The organism is Vibrio sp. A37 (assembly GCF_059777565.1).
Genome location: NZ_JBLNLI010000003.1, coordinates 56,816 through 74,633 on the forward strand (window position 1 = coordinate 56,816; position 17,818 = coordinate 74,633).

At 42.6% G+C, this 17,818-nt stretch carries 16 protein-coding genes; 3 read left to right on the top strand and 13 right to left on the bottom strand.

The features are described 5' to 3' along the window. Positions 1–19: 19 nt before the first annotated feature. The 4 genes from corC to miaB form a co-directional block, all read right to left on the bottom strand. Entirely contained in the window at positions 20–919 is a 900-nt protein-coding gene (corC, locus tag ACM2FC_RS06305; protein WP_498480037.1) for a CNNM family magnesium/cobalt transport protein CorC, read from the bottom strand. Between the two features lie 78 nt (positions 920–997). Further along, on the bottom strand, positions 998–1,462 hold the full coding sequence (gene ybeY / locus ACM2FC_RS06310) for an rRNA maturation RNase YbeY (RefSeq protein WP_498480038.1): 465 nt from the start codon (positions 1,460–1,462) through the stop codon (positions 998–1,000). Positions 1,463–1,467: 5 nt separating this feature from the next. After that, positions 1,468–2,562 carry a PhoH family protein gene (locus ACM2FC_RS06315; RefSeq protein WP_498480039.1) on the bottom strand — a complete coding sequence of 365 codons (1,095 nt, stop codon included), beginning with the start codon at positions 2,560–2,562 and terminating at the stop codon, positions 1,468–1,470. Positions 2,563–2,699: 137 nt separating this feature from the next. Further along, complete coding sequence (gene miaB, locus ACM2FC_RS06320; RefSeq protein ID WP_498480040.1) at positions 2,700–4,124, bottom strand: tRNA (N6-isopentenyl adenosine(37)-C2)-methylthiotransferase MiaB; 1,425 nt, start codon at positions 4,122–4,124, stop codon at positions 2,700–2,702. 227 nt (positions 4,125–4,351) lie between these two features. Here miaB and ACM2FC_RS06325 point away from each other — a divergent pair, with 227 nt between their 5' ends. Then, positions 4,352–5,518: a 2-octaprenyl-3-methyl-6-methoxy-1,4-benzoquinol hydroxylase gene (locus ACM2FC_RS06325; RefSeq protein WP_498480041.1), complete on the top strand. Its 1,167-nt coding sequence runs from the start codon at positions 4,352–4,354 to the stop codon at positions 5,516–5,518. Between the two features lie 79 nt (positions 5,519–5,597). Here the strand turns inward: ACM2FC_RS06325 and crr are convergent, their stop codons facing one another. The 5 genes from crr to cysZ form a co-directional block, all read right to left on the bottom strand. Beyond that, complete coding sequence (gene crr, locus ACM2FC_RS06330) at positions 5,598–6,107, bottom strand: PTS glucose transporter subunit IIA (RefSeq protein WP_498480042.1); 510 nt, start codon at positions 6,105–6,107, stop codon at positions 5,598–5,600. A gap of 114 nt (positions 6,108–6,221) precedes the next feature. Then, a complete protein-coding gene (gene ptsI, locus ACM2FC_RS06335) occupies positions 6,222–7,946 on the bottom strand; it encodes a phosphoenolpyruvate-protein phosphotransferase PtsI (RefSeq protein ID WP_498480043.1) in 1,725 nt (574 codons plus the stop codon). A 134-nt stretch (positions 7,947–8,080) separates the two neighbouring features. Continuing rightward, positions 8,081–8,338 carry an HPr family phosphocarrier protein gene (locus tag ACM2FC_RS06340; RefSeq protein WP_498480044.1) on the bottom strand — a complete coding sequence of 86 codons (258 nt, stop codon included), beginning with the start codon at positions 8,336–8,338 and terminating at the stop codon, positions 8,081–8,083. Positions 8,339–8,640: 302 nt separating this feature from the next. Further along, on the bottom strand, positions 8,641–9,609 hold the full coding sequence (gene cysK, locus ACM2FC_RS06345; RefSeq protein WP_498480045.1) for a cysteine synthase A: 969 nt from the start codon (positions 9,607–9,609) through the stop codon (positions 8,641–8,643). A 170-nt stretch (positions 9,610–9,779) separates the two neighbouring features. Then, positions 9,780–10,520, bottom strand: a complete 741-nt coding sequence (cysZ, locus tag ACM2FC_RS06350; protein WP_498480046.1) for a sulfate transporter CysZ — start codon at positions 10,518–10,520, stop codon at positions 9,780–9,782. Between the two features lie 293 nt (positions 10,521–10,813). Between cysZ and zipA the strand changes: the two genes are divergently transcribed. Together zipA and ligA are read left to right on the top strand one after the other, a co-directional pair. After that, positions 10,814–11,779, top strand: coding sequence for a cell division protein ZipA (gene zipA, locus ACM2FC_RS06355; RefSeq protein ID WP_498480047.1), 966 nt, complete (start codon positions 10,814–10,816; stop codon positions 11,777–11,779). A 69-nt stretch (positions 11,780–11,848) separates the two neighbouring features. Continuing rightward, a complete protein-coding gene (gene ligA / locus ACM2FC_RS06360; protein ID WP_498480048.1) occupies positions 11,849–13,858 on the top strand; it encodes an NAD-dependent DNA ligase LigA in 2,010 nt (669 codons plus the stop codon). Between the two features lie 125 nt (positions 13,859–13,983). Here the strand turns inward: ligA and ACM2FC_RS06365 are convergent, their stop codons facing one another. The 4 genes from ACM2FC_RS06365 to ACM2FC_RS06380 form a co-directional block, all read right to left on the bottom strand. Next, positions 13,984–14,442: an NfeD family protein gene (locus tag ACM2FC_RS06365; RefSeq protein WP_498480049.1), complete on the bottom strand. Its 459-nt coding sequence runs from the start codon at positions 14,440–14,442 to the stop codon at positions 13,984–13,986. Between the two features lie 44 nt (positions 14,443–14,486). After that, positions 14,487–15,407, bottom strand: coding sequence for an SPFH domain-containing protein (locus ACM2FC_RS06370; RefSeq protein ID WP_498480050.1), 921 nt, complete (start codon positions 15,405–15,407; stop codon positions 14,487–14,489). Positions 15,408–15,740: 333 nt separating this feature from the next. After that, positions 15,741–16,595, bottom strand: coding sequence for a co-chaperone YbbN (locus ACM2FC_RS06375; protein WP_498480051.1), 855 nt, complete (start codon positions 16,593–16,595; stop codon positions 15,741–15,743). A 376-nt stretch (positions 16,596–16,971) separates the two neighbouring features. Next, positions 16,972–17,799: an SDR family oxidoreductase gene (locus tag ACM2FC_RS06380; RefSeq protein ID WP_498480052.1), complete on the bottom strand. Its 828-nt coding sequence runs from the start codon at positions 17,797–17,799 to the stop codon at positions 16,972–16,974. Between the last annotated feature and the right edge of the window lie 19 nt (positions 17,800–17,818).

Sequence of the window (17,818 nt, forward strand, 5' to 3'; positions counted from 1 at the left end):
CTAGTCCCAGTTAATTATTTTACTCTCCTGCAGCAGCAGGGAGAGAGACTTCATCGGGGACGGTGACTTGCAGTTGTACAACTCTGCGATTGTCTGCAGCCGTTACTTTAAAGTTGTAATTTTCAATCTCTACAACTTCACCACGAGAAGGAAGATGGCCAAAGGCTGTCATTACCAAGCCACCAACAGTATCAACTTCATCATCGCTAAAGTTGGTACTAAAAGTTTCGTTGAACTCTTCTATCGTCGTTAAGGCTTTAACTGCAAAGGTATGTTTACTGAGTTTACGGATTTCGACTTCTTCTTCATCGTCAAACTCATCTTCAATTTCACCCACAATTTCTTCCAGAATATCTTCGATAGTGACTAGACCAGAAACGCCCCCGAACTCATCTACGACAATAGACATGTGATATCGTTCCTCTCGGAACTCTTTTAATAAGCGATCGACTCTTTTACTTTCTGGAACCACATCAGCAGGACGAATGACTTGAGCAATATCGAAGTCAGTACAATCAGAACCTAAGTATTTGAGGAGATCTTTTGCGAGTAAAATACCTTCAACGTGGTCTTTATCTTCGCTAATCACTGGATAACGGGAGTGTTGGGCATCGGTAATGAGGTTTACGATACTGGTAAGATCGTCGGATTTGTCAACGGTAACCATTTGAGAGCGAGGGATCATGATATCTCGAACTCGTTTCTCTGATATGGCCATGACCCCTTCGAGCATATCTCTCGTGTCATGATCGATAAGATCATTCTCTTCCGAATCCCGAATGACATCGACAAGCTCTTGCCTATCTTTGGGGTCTACTTGAAACAATTGTCCGAGACGTTCAAAAAATGACTTTCTACTCGGACCTTCCGATTTTTCCTTTTTTCCCTCGGTAGACGGGGGAGAATTATCTTCGTTCATTGTCTATCTATGATGTAACGCTATCAGACGTGTGATAGCACACATTGTGTAGCTCATCGATATAACGGCTTTCGTGGGCTACTCCTTTTCTGCAAGATAGGGATCTTCGAACCCTAGCTCTTGCATAATTTTACTTTCGAGGGACTCCATCTCTTCTGCTTCATCGTCCTCGATATGATCATAACCTAGCAGATGTAGGCTACCATGTACAACCATGTGTGCCCAATGGGCGATTAAAGGTTTACCCTGTTGATTTGACTCATTTTCAACAACTTGCTTGCAGATAACCAAATCACCTAGCAGGTCTAACTCAACCCCAGGAGGCGCTTCAAATGGGAAGGATAGAACGTTAGTAGGTTTATCCTTGCCGCGATATTCAAGGTTCAGCTGGTGGCTTTCTTCTGAGTCAACGACTCGCACTGTGACTTCAGCGCTTGGTTGATCAGAGCTAACAGTATGAGAAAGCCACTGTTGAAATTGGGGCTCACTAGGAAGATTTTCAGGCTCTTCAACTGCAATTTGCAGATCAAGTACAACACTCATGAGTTTTAATCTACCTTAGTCATTACGGTGGTGGGCTCTAATTTTTGAGCTTCTAATAGCGTTGCTTCGCGCTCTTCACGGCGGCGCTTTTCATATTCTTTACGCTCTTTTTGATCTTGTGCTTCCCACTTTTCGTACGCGTTAACAATGCGAGCGACAACTGGATGGCGAACAACATCATCAGATTGGAAGAAGTTAAAGCTGATTTCATCGACATCGTTGAGAACTTCTACGGCGTGTCTTAGGCCAGATTTCGCGCCGCGAGGTAAGTCAATTTGTGTTACGTCACCAGTGATGACCGCTCGTGAGTTGAAGCCAATACGAGTCAAAAACATTTTCATCTGCTCAACTGTCGTGTTTTGACTCTCATCGAGAATGATAAAGGCGTCGTTCAGCGTTCTACCACGCATATAAGCGAGTGGTGCAACTTCAATGACGTTTCTTTCAATCAGTTTCTCAACACGTTCAAAGCCAAGCATCTCGAATAGGGCATCGTATAGAGGACGCAAATAAGGGTCGACCTTTTGACTCAAGTCACCCGGTAAAAAACCCAATTTTTCTCCAGCTTCAACCGCTGGGCGAGTCAGTAAAATTCGGCGAATTTCTTGACGTTCAAGGGCATCTACTGCGGCCGCAACAGCGAGGTAGGTTTTACCAGTGCCTGCTGGGCCAATACCGAAGCTAATATCATGGGTGACCATGTTGACTAAGTATTGTGCCTGATTTGGTGTGCGCGGTTTAATTACGCCTTTTTTTGTCTTAATGAACACTTCTTTGCCGTGTTCAATATTCGATTCTGAGCTTTGCTCTAGAATACCAGATTCTTTTACCGCTAAGTGAATCTGTTCAGGCTCGATATCTGGAATATTGCCTCGAATTGGCGCAGTGTCGACATAAAGGGATTTAACGATATCGAGAGTAGCTGCAGCAGTGTGAGGTTTACCAACGATAGTAAAGAAGTTACTTCTATAGTTGATTTCTACCCCTAAGCGGCGTTCTAGGTGTTTAATATTGTCATCAAAAGGGCCGCAAAGACTGGCAAGCCTGCGGTTATCGGAAGGTTCTAGAGCGATCTCTAGAGTCACAATTTTATTGCTCAATGTTGCCTCACAGTTCGGTCATTACCAGTACCCGATAACGACCGGGTACCTAATGACATTATATACCTAAATGACCTCAACGTGCACATTGGTGAAGAATTCTGCACCTTGAGGATCTTAAGGTCGAGTATTAGAGCTTATGGAGTAAAAGTGGCAACTCCAAGCTCGTCTTCACGTCGTGTTTTATCCATCATTTCTGATGGTGAAGTCACAACGCGAAGGTCCATTTCTTGTTCAGTTCTAACTAACTCACCACGCAGAGAATTTGGGAATACGTCGACAATGTTTACATCAACGAATTGGCCAATTAACTCAGCAGGGCCTTCGAAGTTTACGACTCGGTTATTTTCCGTACGGCCGCGTAGTTCCATCAAGTTTTTCTTTGACGGGCCTTCAACTAGGATCCTTTGCTCAGTGCCTTGCATTAAGCGAGAGTAACGCATTGCTTGTGTGTTAACGGTTTGTTGAAGCTCATATAAGCGCTCTTTCTTCACTTGCTCAGGAGTATCACAAGGATAATCTGCAGCTGGAGTACCCGGGCGAGGAGAGAAGATAAAGCTAAAGCTCATATCGAAATCAACGTCTTTAATTAGCTTCATGGTATCTTGGAAATCTTGATCAGATTCGCCAGGGAAACCAACAATAAAGTCAGAGCTGATTTGAATATCTGGGCGTGCTTTGCGTAGTTTGCGAATGATAGATTTGTATTCAATTGCCGTGTGTGGGCGCTTCATCATAGTCAGTACGCGATCTGAACCGCTTTGTACTGGTAAATGCAAGAAACTAACTAGCTCAGGAGTGTCTTCGTATACGGCGATGATATCGTCTGTAAACTCAAGTGGGTGGCTAGTAGTAAAACGAATACGGTCAATACCATCAATAGAGGCAACCAGTCTTAGTAGCTCAGCAAAAGAGCAAATCTCACCATCATGGGTTAGGCCGCGATATGCGTTTACGTTTTGACCTAGTAGGTTAACTTCACGTACGCCTTGTTCAGCCAGTTGAGCGACTTCATACAAGACATCGTCCATTGGGCGGCTAACTTCTTCACCACGAGTATATGGAACCACGCAGTAAGTACAGTATTTAGAGCAGCCTTCCATAATGGAAACGAATGCTGTTACGCCGTCTGCTTTCGGCTCTGGTAAGCAGTCAAATTTTTCGATTTCTGGGAAAGAAATATCCATAACAGGCGCTTCGTTACTTTGCGACTGTTTAATCATTTCTGGAAGACGATGCAGTGTTTGCGGGCCAAAGATAACATCTACAAACGGCGCTCGCTCACGAATGTGGTCGCCTTCTTGAGTTGCAACACAACCACCGACTCCGATAACTACGCCATCTTTCTTGTCTTTCAGCGTTTTCCAACGACCTAGTTGGTGGAAAACCTTCTCTTGTGCTTTTTCACGAATAGAACAGGTATTCAGTAATAAAACGTCTGCTTCTTCTGGCTCTTCCGTTAGCTCATAGCCGTTCGCCGCGTTGAGCAGATCAGCCATTTTTGATGAATCGTATTCGTTCATCTGGCATCCCCAGGTTTTAATTAGCAGTTTTTTACTCATCTCACTTACGCTCGTTCTATTTTGTCAATTTGGCGGACGCTTGTCTGCCATCAGTCATGCAATTAGGCGGCGTATTGTACTGCTTTCCACTCCCTGTTGCTAGTGGGCTATTGATGTTTGTTGGTTGTTTTTTGTTCAACAATATCCCTCAATTTTATGGGTATTCGACTTACTTTTTATCTCATAAGCCTTACAATATTGGCAATTAATATATTGGGTATCTGATAGTGCAAGAGCTAGAAAAGTTTGATGTAGTCATTGTTGGCGGTGGTATGGTTGGTGCGGCGTTGGCCGTAGGGTTAGCTAAACAGAATAAAACAGTAGCGGTAATAGAAGGTGCTAGGCCAAAGCCATTCCAAACTGAGCAAGCGATGGATATTCGTGTATCAGCGATTTCTGCCGCTTCCGTATCGTTACTAACGGAGCTAGGAGCTTGGGATTCAATACGACAGTTAAGAGTGTGTCCTTATCGCCGGTTAGAAACATGGGAGCACCCAGAATGTCGAACTCGATTCAATTCTGACGAGCTTAACCTTTCTGAGTTGGGTTTTATCGTAGAAAACAGATTGATTCAGCTCGGCCTATGGCAGCAATTCGAGCACTATGAGCAGTTGACTTGTTATTGCCCAGAGAAGCTTCAATCTATTGCTTTTGAAGAGAGCGGTTTAAATCAAGTAGAGCTGGAATCTGGTCGGGTGCTCGAGGCTCAATGGGTAGTCGGTGCGGATGGAGCGAACTCTTTGGTGCGTCAGATTGCCTGTATTGGTGTTACTGCATGGGATTATCGACACCATTGCATGTTGATCAATGTAGAAACAGAGCTCGAGCAGCAAGACATTACTTGGCAACAATTTACGCCTAAAGGCCCTCGTTCGTTCCTGCCGTTATGCGGCAATCAAGGCTCGCTAGTTTGGTACGATTCACCAAAGAGAATTCAGCAGCTTAGTGCGATGACCAATGAGCAGCTGCGTGAGCAGGTTCTGGCTGAGTTTCCTGATGAGTTAGGTGGTATCCAAGTGTTGCAACATGGTAGCTTTCCACTGACTCGACGTCACGCACAGCAATACTCGAAACGCAATTGTGTGTTAGTTGGAGATTCCGCTCATACTATTAACCCTTTAGCGGGGCAGGGCGTAAATCTTGGCTTTAAGGATGTCGAGGTACTACTGAAAGTGACTGGTGAAGTAGAGCCTTTGAGCCCTGATATGCTGAAGGAGTATGAAAAGTTACGCCGAAAAGATAATTTGCTAATGCAGACGGGAATGGACTTGTTTTATAAAGGATTTAGCAATAACAATTTGGCACTTAAGTCACTACGAAACATCGCACTTAAAGTAGCAGAGAACTCTGGGCCGCTTAAGCACAAGGTGCTCAAATATGCATTAGGGATGTGACTCACGGAAGTTCAATTATACAAAAACGCTGCTAGGAGCAGCGTTTTTGCAAAGAACTGTAAGGTACGTAGGTAACAGATTATTTAGTTACACGTAAAACTGGGGTTTCACCTACAGTTACAGCACCAGAAAGCTTGTTCAACTCTTTGATTTCGTCCATGTTTGAAATAACAACTGGAGTTAGAGTAGATTTTGCTTTTTCTTGAAGAAGCGCAAGGTCGAATTCGATTACTGTGTCGCCGACTTTAACTGTTTGGCCTTCTTCAGCAATACGCTTGAAACCTTCACCTTTTAGCTCAACTGTGTCAATTCCGAAGTGAACAAATAGCTCAACACCGTCATCTGACTCGATAGAGAAAGCGTGGTTAGTTTCGAAGATTTTACCGATTGTGCCATTTACAGGAGCAACCATTTTGTCACCACTTGGCTTGATAGCGATACCGTCACCAACGATCTTCTCTGCGAATACCACATCTGGCACATCTTCGATGTTTACGATATCACCAGAAAGAGGTGCGATAATTTCAATAGCACCAGCCTCGGCACTGTCGTCAGATACGAACTTCTTTAGTTTGTCAAACAGACCCATTGTGTCATGCTCCTAACGTTTGTTTATTCTGTCGAATTATAGTATACCAATGAAACAAAATAGACGACTACTTTTAGCCGCCTATTCAATCTTCATTTGATTAGTATCAGTAGATTATTGAGTTTTCTCTGCGATAAATCTTTCTACACAAGCTTCAATTTCAGCTGCTGTTGGCAGTGAAAGGGCTTCTTTAGCCATTGCTTGTACTTCCGCAAAGTTAGAGTTACGAATGACTTTCTTCACTTTAGGGATAGAAATTCCACTCATTGAGAATTCGTTCAGACCCATACCTAGAAGCAGTAGAGTAGCACGCTCATCACCTGCTAGCTCACCACACATACCTGTCCACTTGCCTTCAGCATGAGATGCATCGATCACTTGCTTAATGACAGTTAGAACAGCCGGTGATAATGGGTTGTATAGGTGAGAAATCATTTCGTTACCACGGTCAACAGCAAGAGTATATTGTGTTAAGTCGTTAGTACCGATAGAGAAGAAAGCCACTTCTTTCGCTAGGTGGTGAGCAATTGCAGCAGCTGCTGGAGTCTCAACCATAACACCGATTTCGATGTTTTCGTCGAACGCTAAGCCTTCTGCACGAAGCTCAGCTTTGTATTCTTCGATCGCTTTTTTCAGTTCGCGGATTTCTTCAACAGAGATGATCATTGGGAACATGATACGAAGCTTACCGTGAGCAGAAGCGCGTAAAATACCACGTAGTTGGTCACGCAGGATTTCACGACGGTCTAAGCTAATACGAACAGCACGCCAGCCTAGGAATGGGTTCATCTCTTTTGGCAGATCCATGTATGGTAGATCTTTGTCACCACCAATATCCATAGTACGGATGATGACAGCTTCACCGTGCATTGCTTCAGCAACGTCTTTGTATGCTTGGTATTGCTCTTCTTCAGTTGGAAGCGCGTCGCGGTCCATGAACAAGAACTCAGTACGGTATAGACCAACACCTTCGCCGCCGTTGCGTAGAATACCGTCACAGTCTTTTACTGTACCGATGTTACCGCAAACTTCTACACGGTGGCCGTCTAGAGTTTCAGCTGGTAGGTCTTTTAGTTTTGCTAGTTCTGCTTTTTCAGCTAGGAAAGAGTCGCGAACTTTCTGTGCTTCTTCAAGCTCAGCTTCAGAAGGGTTCACAATCAATTTGTTGTTGATTGCGTCAAGTACTAGCATGTCACCACTTTTCACTTGTTTAGTGATGTCGTTAGTACCCACGATAGCTGGTAGCTCAAGAGAGCGTGCCATGATAGAAGTGTGCGAAGTACGACCACCGATATCACAAGCAAAACCTAGTACGTAGTCAAGGTTGATTTGCGCTGTTTCAGACGGAGTTAAGTCGTAAGCCACTAGGATAACTTCTTCATCAATATCGCTTAGAGATACGATGTTGATGCCTAGTGCATTTTTTACAAAACGAGTACCAATATCACGAATATCAGTTGCACGTTCTTTAAGATATTCATCATCTAGAGACTCAAGAGCAGTTGCTTGCTCTTCGATAACAGTGTGAATTGCGTTATCAGCAGACATTTTGTCTTTTTTGATGAGGGTTAGGATTTCTTCTTCCAGCTCTTCATCTTCAAGCAACATGATGTGGCCTTCGAAAATCGCTTCTTTTTCTTCACCAAAAGTTTCAAGCGCTTTTTGTTTGATAGTTTCTAGTTGCGCAGAAGACTTGTTACGAGCGTCGTAGAAGCGTTGGACTTCAGTGTCTACTTGATCGTCAGAAATAGTTTCGGTGTTTAGGATAATTTCATCTTCTTGAAGTAGTAGAGCTTTACCAAAAGCAATACCAGGAGATGCTAGGATGCCAGAAATCATAGCGATACCTTAGTTGGTCAACATTATACAGAAGGGTTTAGACTCAGCTTACCGTTAGGTTTAGTCTAATTTGGAATGCATTGCCAACAAGGCCATTTGGTGGTGCCCAAAATGGCCTTGCAACGAACAGCTGATTAGTGAAGCTCGTCCATTAGAGCTACTAGGTGATCAACCGCTTGCTCAGCTTGAGGGCCTTCAGCAGAAATAGTCACTGTAGTACCTTTTACTAGGCCAAGAGTTTGTAGCTTGAATAGGCTTTTCGCACTAGCGCTTTTACCATTAGAAGTCACAGTGATGTCTGCATCGAAAGATTTCGCTTCTTTAACAAACTGTGCAGCAGGACGAGTGTGAAGACCGTTTTCTGCAGTGATTTCTACTTGCTTCTCGTACATGTTTAATACCCCGATTGATTTTACTTTGTTAGTTTCTTAACTGTCATTGGTTTAATTATTTACATGCCACCCGGTTTAGAAATGACATAGTGAAACAATTACAGCCATCATGCAGTTAATGACTTACAGCCGCGATATAAGTGAATTTTTTAATGCTCGCAACTGTTTAGATTTTTTCATGCTTCTTTTTTATTTTGAAGCTAAAAATAATAGTGTGCTGATATTACCAAAGGCTGAGCAGGGATCAACAAAAAAGCCCCAATTAGGGGCTTTTTTACACGAAAAATTGATTTCAACACATATTATTGAGTGTTTTCTTTCTCTGTGAAAATACCAGCAAATAACGCGGAACTTAAGTAACGCTCACCTGAGCTTGGCAAAACGGTAACAATGTTTTTACCTTTAAATTCAGGCAGTTCAGATATTTTGTTGGCGGCGACAACTGCTGCTCCAGATGATATTCCAGCCAATATTCCTTCTTCTTCCATTAGCCTTTTTGCCATATCGATAGCTTCGTCTGAGCTTACTGTCACAACTTGGTCAACAAGTTCTAGATCTAAGTTTGCAGGGATGAAGCCTGCACCAATGCCTTGGATTTTATGTGGCGCGGGCTGAATATCATCACCAGCTAGTGCTTGTGTAATTACAGGAGACTCGGATGGTTCTACGGCTACCGACGTGATGGCCTTGCCTTTTTCGCCTTTAATATAGCGGCTGACACCGGTGATAGTACCACCTGTACCTACACCTGCAACAAATACATCGATTTCTCCATCTGTTGCTTCCCAAATTTCTGGGCCCGTGGTTTTTTCGTGAATTTGTGGGTTTGCAGGATTACTAAACTGCTGCAGCAGCAAGTACTTGTCAGGGTTGGTTGCGACTATTTCTTCCGCTTTTTGAATTGCTCCCTTCATGCCTTTTGCCGCCTCCGTTAACTCAAGGTTTGCACCAAGAGCTTTTAGCAGCTTACGTCTTTCTAAACTCATTGATTCAGGCATAGTCAGAGTTAATTTGTAACCACGAGCTGCAGCGACGAAGGCCAAGGCAATACCAGTGTTACCGCTGGTTGGCTCAACAAGCTCGATACCTTCTTTGAGAATGCCGTCTTTTTCCGCTTCCCAAATCATGTTGGCACCAATACGACACTTAACACTAAAGCTTGGGTTACGTGCTTCTACTTTGGCCAACACATTGCCATTACTCACTCTGTTTAGGCGAATTAATGGTGTGTTACCAATCGTTAAGGAGTTGTCTTCGTATATCTTACTCATGGTTTCATCCTTTCTCTGGCATTTTTTTAAGCTACGTTAGCAGAATATGCTGACTATCAGAAATGACGAAATACCAAAAAGGTATAAGGTATAGTGAATTGGCTCGCTAATGTGAGAAATTGTGACATGAGGCGAATTCAGCCGATGCGGATTACATCGGCAGACAACAATCAGTTGTTTTTGAATTCAGAGACCCACATTGCTGTAGCGCCGCAAATGGCTACAGGGACGATAAACAGATTTACTATTGGAATAGAAGTAAAGAAGGCAACCAAAAAACCAAAGCTATAAACTTTTCCTTTTTTACTTTTCAGATCTGTTTTCATTTGATTAAAGGTTATCTTGTGATTGTCATAAGGGTAATCACAGTATTGCACTGCTAGCATCCAAGAGCTAAAAACGAACCATAAAATAGGCCCTAGTGTTTGACCAAAAGCAGGGATGAGTAACAAGATAAATAGCCCAATTGCTTTTGGAAGAACGTAGAGCAGTTTTTTCCATTCTCGTGCTAAGACTCTTGGTACGTCTTTAATGACTGACATAAAACCATCATCGTTTACACGATTACCAGTCAGCTTTTCTTCCACTTTTTCCGCTAATAACCCATTAAATGGTGCTGCAATGAAATTAGCTAATGTGCTGAAAAAATAAGAAAAAGTGGCAAGAATGGTAATGGCTAAAATTGGCCATAGTACGTAGCTAAGCCAAGACAGATAACTCGGTACTTGGCTGAGCATATGATCTATCCAACCATTGAGGTGAGAAAAAGCATAATATAGAGCTCCGCCAACTAATAGAATATTTGCTAGCAAAGGCAAGAGTACGAACTTTCTAATACCGGGTAGTTTGGCGATCTTAATCCCATAAAAAAAATACCCGAATCCTGTGCGATTTTTTTGAAATGTAGTCATGCGTATTTGTTATCTATAATTAAATGGTCACAGCTCATTCTACCGAACCTTTTTCAGAAAAAAAGCGTGGTTAGTGTCACGATATATTGACAAGTTCTAACAATATTCGGTTCTAAAACCCATATTAGTTTTGGTAAAGTAGGTTAACTGTGCGGAACCTACAGGTTAAAAACCTTAAACACGGCACATCTGTAACCAAACAACATGAAGGTCGGTCCGTCTTGCTAAAGTACACCTCTTTATGTCGTTTGGGGATAAGTACATCCAATGGACAATTAGCTTGAGAGTAAATAATGCAGGAATTGCGACTTGTACTCATTATTGTTGGCGCATTAGCAATAGGTGCGCTTCTTTTCCACGGTCTTTGGGCGAGCAAACGGGAAGGAAAATCTAAGTTTGGTAGCAAGCCTCTTGGGAAGCTTGATATGAGTTCAGCTCCAAGTCAGATAGATATGACAGAGGACATTGCTGCTGTTAAAAAGGCTGAGGTAAGTCGTAAAAAACGTAAAGAGCCTGATTTTAGTGCAAGTGGTGTGATTTCCGATCCGTTATTTGATGATTTTTCTTCTGAGCAAGAAAAAAAACAGGAGCTGACGACAGATCGAGATGAAGACCCATTACTCTCTACCGCAAGTGAGGTCGAAGATGTTTCTATGGAACCGCTTAATGAGGCAGCATCGTTAGAAGAACCTATTGTTGCGGAGCCTGTTGAATTAGAAGTTGAGACTGAGTTTTCGATGTCTTCAACTGTCGATGAGGATGAGATTGACGAAGTTGAGCCTGAAGTCGGTTTGACTCCTTCATTGGATCAAAATAAAACGCCTGATCCAGAGCCTCAAATGGAAGTTCTCGTTTTAAGTGTTCATTGTGCAAGCAATGAGCCCTTTGTTGGCACCAAGCTGTTTGATAGTATGCAGCAAAATGGATTGTTATATGGTGAAATGGATATCTTTCATCGTCATGCCGACTTATCTGGAACAGGAAAAGTATTATTTAGCGTGGCCAACATCATGCAGCCGGGGACGCTAAAACACGATGATCCTGCTGAATTTACGACCAAAGGCATCTCGTTTTTCATGACTTTGCCGTGCTATGGAGAGGCAGACCAAAATTTTAAGCTGATGCTGAAGACTGCTCAGCAGATTGCAGATGATTTAGGTGGGAACGTACTTGATGATCAAAGAAACCTGATGACGCCTGATAGGTTGTCTGCTTATCGAAAGCAAATTCAGGACTTTTCCACCGAAAATATAGCTTAAGCCGACCAAGTTTAAATAAAAGGCTCCTAGATGGAGCCTTTTTGATGTGACGAATACTAAGAGTTAATTATGTCTCAAACCACTCAAGAAAAACTAAACCAGTTAAAGCAATCTCTTCATTACCATTCTGTTCGTTATTACGTCGAAGATAGTCCAGAAATTCCCGACGCAGAATATGATCGAATGATGCGTGAGTTGTTAGAGATAGAAGAACAATATCCAGAACTTGTGACGCTTGATTCGCCAAGTCAAAGAGTGGGTGGCTCGCCTCTGGATGGATTTGAACCCGTCACACATGAGATCCCTATGCTTTCTCTTGACAACGCGTTTGACGATGGAGAGCTGGCTAGTTTTCAAAAGAGAATGCAAGACAGAATAGTGGGTGAAAATATAAACACATTCTGCTGTGAACCAAAGCTTGATGGACTTGCTGTAAGTCTTCTTTACGAAAATGGAGTATTAGTCCAAGCAGCGACACGTGGTGATGGTACCACAGGAGAAAATATTACAGAAAATGTTCGTACGATAAGCTCGATTCCTTTAAAGCTACAAGGAAAAGGTTGGCCAACCAGAATCGAAGTACGTGGTGAAGTCTTTATGCCTAAAAAAGGCTTCGAGAAGCTCAATGAACTTGCACTTAAAAAAGGCGAAAAGGTTTTTGTAAACCCGAGAAATGCAGCAGCTGGCAGTTTGAGGCAATTAGATTCAAAAATTACTGCAACACGGCCACTTGCGTTTTATGCCTATAGCGTAGGTGTGGTTGAAGGCGCTGTATTAAAAGCCAGCCACTATGAACGCTTTTTACAAATTAAAAGTTGGGGTTTACCCATCTGTCCTGAAACTCGCCGTGTTACATCCTTAGATGACGTTAAAGCATTTTATCAAGATATACTGTCTCGCCGAGAAGAGCTGGCCTATGAAATTGATGGTGTGGTAATTAAAGTTGACGGCATTGGACTTCAAGAGCGTCTGGGTTTTGTTGCGAGAGCACCACGTTGGGCCATCGCATATAAATTTCCTGCTCAAGAAGAGATCACGGTTTTAAATGATGTTGAGTTTCAAGTTGGTAGAACAGGAGCAATTACGCCTGTTGCAAAGCTTGAGCCAGTGTTTGTTGGCGGAGTAACAGTAAGTAACGCGACACTGCACAATGCAGATGAAATCGAGCGATTGGGTGTCAAAATTGGCGACTATGTCATTATTAGAAGAGCGGGTGACGTGATTCCACAAGTGGTTTCTGTCGTTTTAGACCGTCGCGGCGACCAAGTAAGAGAGATCGTTTTTCCAGAAAAGTGCCCAGTGTGCGATTCAGAAGTGGAAAGGGTAGAGGGTGAAGCAGTAACTCGCTGTACCGGAGGTTTAGTTTGCCAAGCCCAGCGCAAAGAGGCGCTCAAACACTTTGTTTCTCGTAAAGCCCTTGATGTTGATGGCTTAGGTGTAAAGGTTATTGAACAGCTGGTTGACAAAGAAATGGTTGAGTCGCCAGCCGACCTTTTCAAACTGTCTGCCGGCGTGATCACTGTGCTTGAGCGTATGGGCCCCAAATCTGCGCAAAATGTCGTAGATGCGTTGAACAAGTCAAAAGAAACGACGTTGCCCCGTTTTCTCTACTCGCTTGGCATTCGGGAAGTGGGAGAAGCAACAGCCGCTAACTTAGCGCAGCATTTCAAAACTTTATCTGGCATTGAACAAGCAACATTAGAACAACTGGTTGAAGTGCAAGATGTTGGTGAAGTTGTTGCAAATCATATTTTGGCATTCTTTGCTCAGGAGAATAACCAGAAAGTGATTCAAGAGCTAATTGAGCAAGGCATAACTTGGCCAGAAATCGAAGAGGTTGGTTCTGATATACCGCAACCACTAGCTGGTTTGACTGTTGTGTTAACGGGCTCTCTTTCCCAGTTATCTCGCACAGAGGCAAAGGAAGCATTGCAAAACCTAGGTGCAAAAGTAACGGGCAGTGTTTCGAAAAAAACCGATATCTTGTTTGCCGGTGAGGCTGCGGGTTCAAAACTCACCAAAGCTCAAGACTTAGGTGTTGAAGTTCGCACAGAGCAGGATTTATTGGACTTGATGTAAGTGTGAATTTATTTTTACCAAAGGTAAAAGGCCCACTTTAGTTGGGCCTATATAGCACTAAGATACTAATTAACCTTCAATTGTCTCGCGGATTAAAGTCAGCAAACTAGAACGAATTAGGTTGTTTAGTCGGTATTTTGGGCAATAATCACTAAGGTTATCCCGTCGACGGAGTCAACTTTCACTTTTGTGCCAGCTTTTAAGGTTTGCTCGCAGCATGCAGGCCATGTGGTATCACCAATTTTTATTCTGCCTCGGCCTTCTGGTAAGTCTTCATCCAATACGATGATTTTTCCGATGAGCTGTTTTTGCTTCTGATTTAAATCTCTTTGCTCGTCACTTTCTGTGTCTTTTTGCCATTGCTTGCGCCACCAAAGCCAAGTTGTGATGAGAGAAAGTACAGCGAAACTGATCCATTGGATTTGCCATTCAATCGGAATTATTGCCATAACAATGCCTACTAATACCGCAGAGATCCCAAGCCATAGAAAATAACCAGCGGTACCTAACACTTCGACAGCAAGAAGTGCAAAACCAAATGCTAGCCAGTGCCAATGGTTTAGGTGCTCTAATAGCTCTATCATATTACTCCTTAGCTCGATATCTCCACTTTAAAGCTCAACACGCTCTAATTGTTCGCATCTTTCGCTTTAAACATTTCAGCAATGCCAGCGACCGAGCCCATTAGGCCTGATGCTTCTAATGGTAGCATAATGATTTTACCGTTGTCGGCTTCACCAATAGACTTCAGCGCATTGGTATAGCCTTGAGCGATAAAATAGTTCACGGCTTTGATGTCACCTTGAGCAATTGCATTGGATACCATCTCTGTTGCTTTTGCCTCAGCTTCAGCGGCTCTTTCTCTTGCTTCCGCTTGCAATATCGCTGCTTGCTTTTCGCCTTCGGCTTTCAGTATTTCTGCCTGCTTTTGTCCTTCAGCTCGTAAAATTTCTGCTTGTCGGACACCTTCCGCTTCAAGGACTTCAGCACGTTTATTCCTTTCTGCTTTCATTTGAGCGTTCATCGCCGCAGTTAAGTCTGCCGGAGGTTGAACGTCTTTTATTTCAATACGGGTGACTTTAACTCCCCAAGGATTGGTCGCTTCATCAACGATAGAAAGCAACTTGGTATTAATCATGTCACGATGGCTGAGCATTTCATCAAGTTCCATTGAGCCCAAGACCGTACGCATATTCGTCAAAGTTAGATTGCGAATGGCATTCTCTAAATCATTAACTTCATAGGCCGCTCTTGCAGCATCGATGACTTGCACAAAACAAACGGCATCAATGGTGACATTCGCGTTATCTTTTGAAATGACTTCTTGAGCTGGGATATCCAATACTCGTTCCATCATATTGATTTTCTGGCCAATGCGATCGATAAAAGGAATGATTAAGTTTAAACCGGGAGTGAGTGTGTGAGTGAATCTTCCGAAACGTTCAACTGTCCAATTATTGCCCTGAGGGACGGTTTTGACAGCTGCAGCGACAACGACAACGACAACGACAACGAAAAAAATGACAGTAACCAAAGAATCAACATTCATGATAAAGCTCCATTTTTAATTAGTTGATTTATTTTGGCTCATATACCGTATTTGAACAAATGAATTTGCTAGAAGAACACCAAATAACCTGAATTTGGAATAATTTAGGCCTATAAGTACCGCTTTTTTCGCTCCTAACGTCGTTAAAATCAACGAAATAGAGTCACTATTGCTTATGATTTTTCCTAGTAATCCATCTAAAATATCGACACTGATATTTTCATCAGATTAATCTATTCAATATTTTGATTTTATTGACTATCTAATCCCAACCTCGGATGAAATAAAAAAGGCCAATACGGTTATTGGCCTCTGTATTTCCGTTGTTTGGTTTTAGTACATCAAAGAGTACAGTTGCCTACGGTATTTACTTGCAATGCTATTGCCTTGTCCCAAAGCACTTAGAATATCCATGAACGTCTTCTTTACGTTTCCGTCTTGTGCGTTGAGATCTTTACTTAGGAAGGACCATAGTAATTCTAGTGCCTCTTCATCTCTATTTACTTGATGATATTGAACTGCCAAGTCGTGCGCGGATTGGATATTCGTTGGATCAGCAGCTAAAGCTTTCTCTAGTGCTTGAACTTCAGGGCTATTCGCGGTTTGTTCGTGTAACTCTAATTTTGCTACCAAACCTTTATAGTAATTATCTTGGTACTCAAGTGGTATGTTATCGAGTAGCTTACTGGCTAATTCAAATTGCTGAGTTTCAAGTAGGCAGTCTGCCAGAGCTAACTTTACATCACCTTTTTGCATCAGTTCTTCTGGAAGAGATTGCAAGATTTTCAGTGCATCAGCATGGTTGCCTTGTTGTATAAGCTCCAATGCTTTATTTAGCTCCAATTCGTCTTGACTTGGTAGATGCTTATTTAGCATTTCTTGAACGTTAGCCAGTGTTTGTGGACCACCCAGCCCGTCTACTGGCTGACCATTCACAAAGAGAGCAATAGTAGGAAGTGCTTGAATACCGAATTGCGCAGCAATGGCTTGCTGTTCTTCGCAATTAACGAGTGCTAGAGTGAATGCGCCGTTGTACTGTTGGGCCAAGTTTCGTAGCTCTGGAATGATATCAGCGCTTTCTTGACTCATGGATGCCCAAAAATGAATGAGCACAGGCACTTGCATCGAGCCTTCTAGAGTTTGGTGAAAGTTTTGCTCGTTCAGTTCCACAATAAACGGTGATTGCATCGGTTGGTATCCCTTATTATTTGGCTTACCTATCAAATAAGGGTTGCAACTCTATTTTTCAAGGGGCCAGATGTGAAAAAACGCCGTGGTTCCACGACGTTTTTCACTACATTCATTGAATGTTAATACAAGACAAATAGCATGAGTGCGACACCCACACCTAGCCAATTCAACTGGGTTAATGTCATTTGCAAAGCACCGAATCTAAAGCTTGGGGTTAAATTTAGGTTGAGGAGTATTATTGATGAAATTGCACCGACTGAACCTCAACCATTATGTGCATAATGACAGCACTTTGTGACGATAAAATGACACTTGATGAGTTTTAGCTCTCGAAAGATTTAATTTAGTAATTCTATAGCCATTATTAATTCATTTAAGCCGCTTTTCTTAGTAATGAGTCTAGCCAGCGACTGGGCAACAGCCTTTTTAAAACGGCAAATACCTTTGTTGGCGTTGTGACTCGATAGCGATTTTTTGGCTTTGGAGACTCTAACGCATGCAATAAGGGTTTTATACATGATTCTGGTGGGAGGACAAACTGCTTACTCGATTGCTCCTTATCCAAGCGCTGCAACTGCTGCTTGTAAGCATTTGAATGAACGCTGTTTTCAATATCTATCCATTTTTTAAATGCTTTTAGTGCGTTAGCTCTAAATTGGGTTTCAATTGGTCCTGGCTCAATTAAACTAATGTTTATATCTGTTCCATACAACTCTAGGCGAATCGTATCACTCCAGCCTTCAATCGCGAACTTTGAGGCGTTATATGCTCCACGGTATTTCATAGCAGCAAAACCAAGAATGGAGCTGTTTTGAATAATTCTTCCTTGGCCATTTTTTCTCATTACGGGCAGGATATTTAACACCAACTCGTGCCAGCCAAAGAAATTAGTCTCGAATTGAGTTTTTAGAGCGTCAGTTGATAAGTCCTCAAGAGCTCCTGGTTGACCGTAGGCTCCATTGTTGAATAGAGCGTAGAGCTTACCATCGCATAACTCTATGGCTTCTTTAGCACCGCGCCTGACGCTTTCTATATCACTGACGTCGAGTTGAATGCAGGTAAGACCTTCAGATTTTAGTCTCTCGACATCGTCTGGCTTTCGGCAGGAAGCGATGACTTGGTAGCCTTTTCTGTGTAGAGCATGTGCACAGGTATAGCCTATGCCAGTAGAACATCCGGTAATGAGAATGGCTTTATTCATTGTTAATTATATAAGTATT

What these genes read in the sequence shown, in the direction of transcription:
- corC (WP_498480037.1), bottom strand. Translation starts at nt 919, where the DNA reads ATGAACGAAGATAATTCTCCCCCGTCTACCGAGGGAAAAAAGGAAAAA.
- ybeY (WP_498480038.1), bottom strand. Translation starts at nt 1,462, where the DNA reads ATGAGTGTTGTACTTGATCTGCAAATTGCAGTTGAAGAGCCTGAAAAT.
- miaB (WP_498480040.1), bottom strand. Translation starts at nt 4,124, where the DNA reads ATGAGTAAAAAACTGCTAATTAAAACCTGGGGATGCCAGATGAACGAA.
- crr (WP_498480042.1), bottom strand. Translation starts at nt 6,107, where the DNA reads ATGGGTCTGTTTGACAAACTAAAGAAGTTCGTATCTGACGACAGTGCC.
- ptsI (WP_498480043.1), bottom strand. Translation starts at nt 7,946, where the DNA reads ATGATTTCTGGCATCCTAGCATCTCCTGGTATTGCTTTTGGTAAAGCT.
- ACM2FC_RS06340 (WP_498480044.1), bottom strand. Translation starts at nt 8,338, where the DNA reads ATGTACGAGAAGCAAGTAGAAATCACTGCAGAAAACGGTCTTCACACT.
- cysK (WP_498480045.1), bottom strand. Translation starts at nt 9,609, where the DNA reads ATGAGTAAGATATACGAAGACAACTCCTTAACGATTGGTAACACACCA.
- cysZ (WP_498480046.1), bottom strand. Translation starts at nt 10,520, where the DNA reads ATGACTACATTTCAAAAAAATCGCACAGGATTCGGGTATTTTTTTTAT.
- zipA (WP_498480047.1), top strand. Translation starts at nt 10,814, where the DNA reads ATGCAGGAATTGCGACTTGTACTCATTATTGTTGGCGCATTAGCAATA.
- ligA (WP_498480048.1), top strand. Translation starts at nt 11,849, where the DNA reads ATGTCTCAAACCACTCAAGAAAAACTAAACCAGTTAAAGCAATCTCTT.
- ACM2FC_RS06365 (WP_498480049.1), bottom strand. Translation starts at nt 14,442, where the DNA reads ATGATAGAGCTATTAGAGCACCTAAACCATTGGCACTGGCTAGCATTT.
- ACM2FC_RS06370 (WP_498480050.1), bottom strand. Translation starts at nt 15,407, where the DNA reads ATGAATGTTGATTCTTTGGTTACTGTCATTTTTTTCGTTGTCGTTGTC.
- ACM2FC_RS06375 (WP_498480051.1), bottom strand. Translation starts at nt 16,595, where the DNA reads ATGCAATCACCGTTTATTGTGGAACTGAACGAGCAAAACTTTCACCAA.
- ACM2FC_RS06380 (WP_498480052.1), bottom strand. Translation starts at nt 17,799, where the DNA reads ATGAATAAAGCCATTCTCATTACCGGATGTTCTACTGGCATAGGCTAT.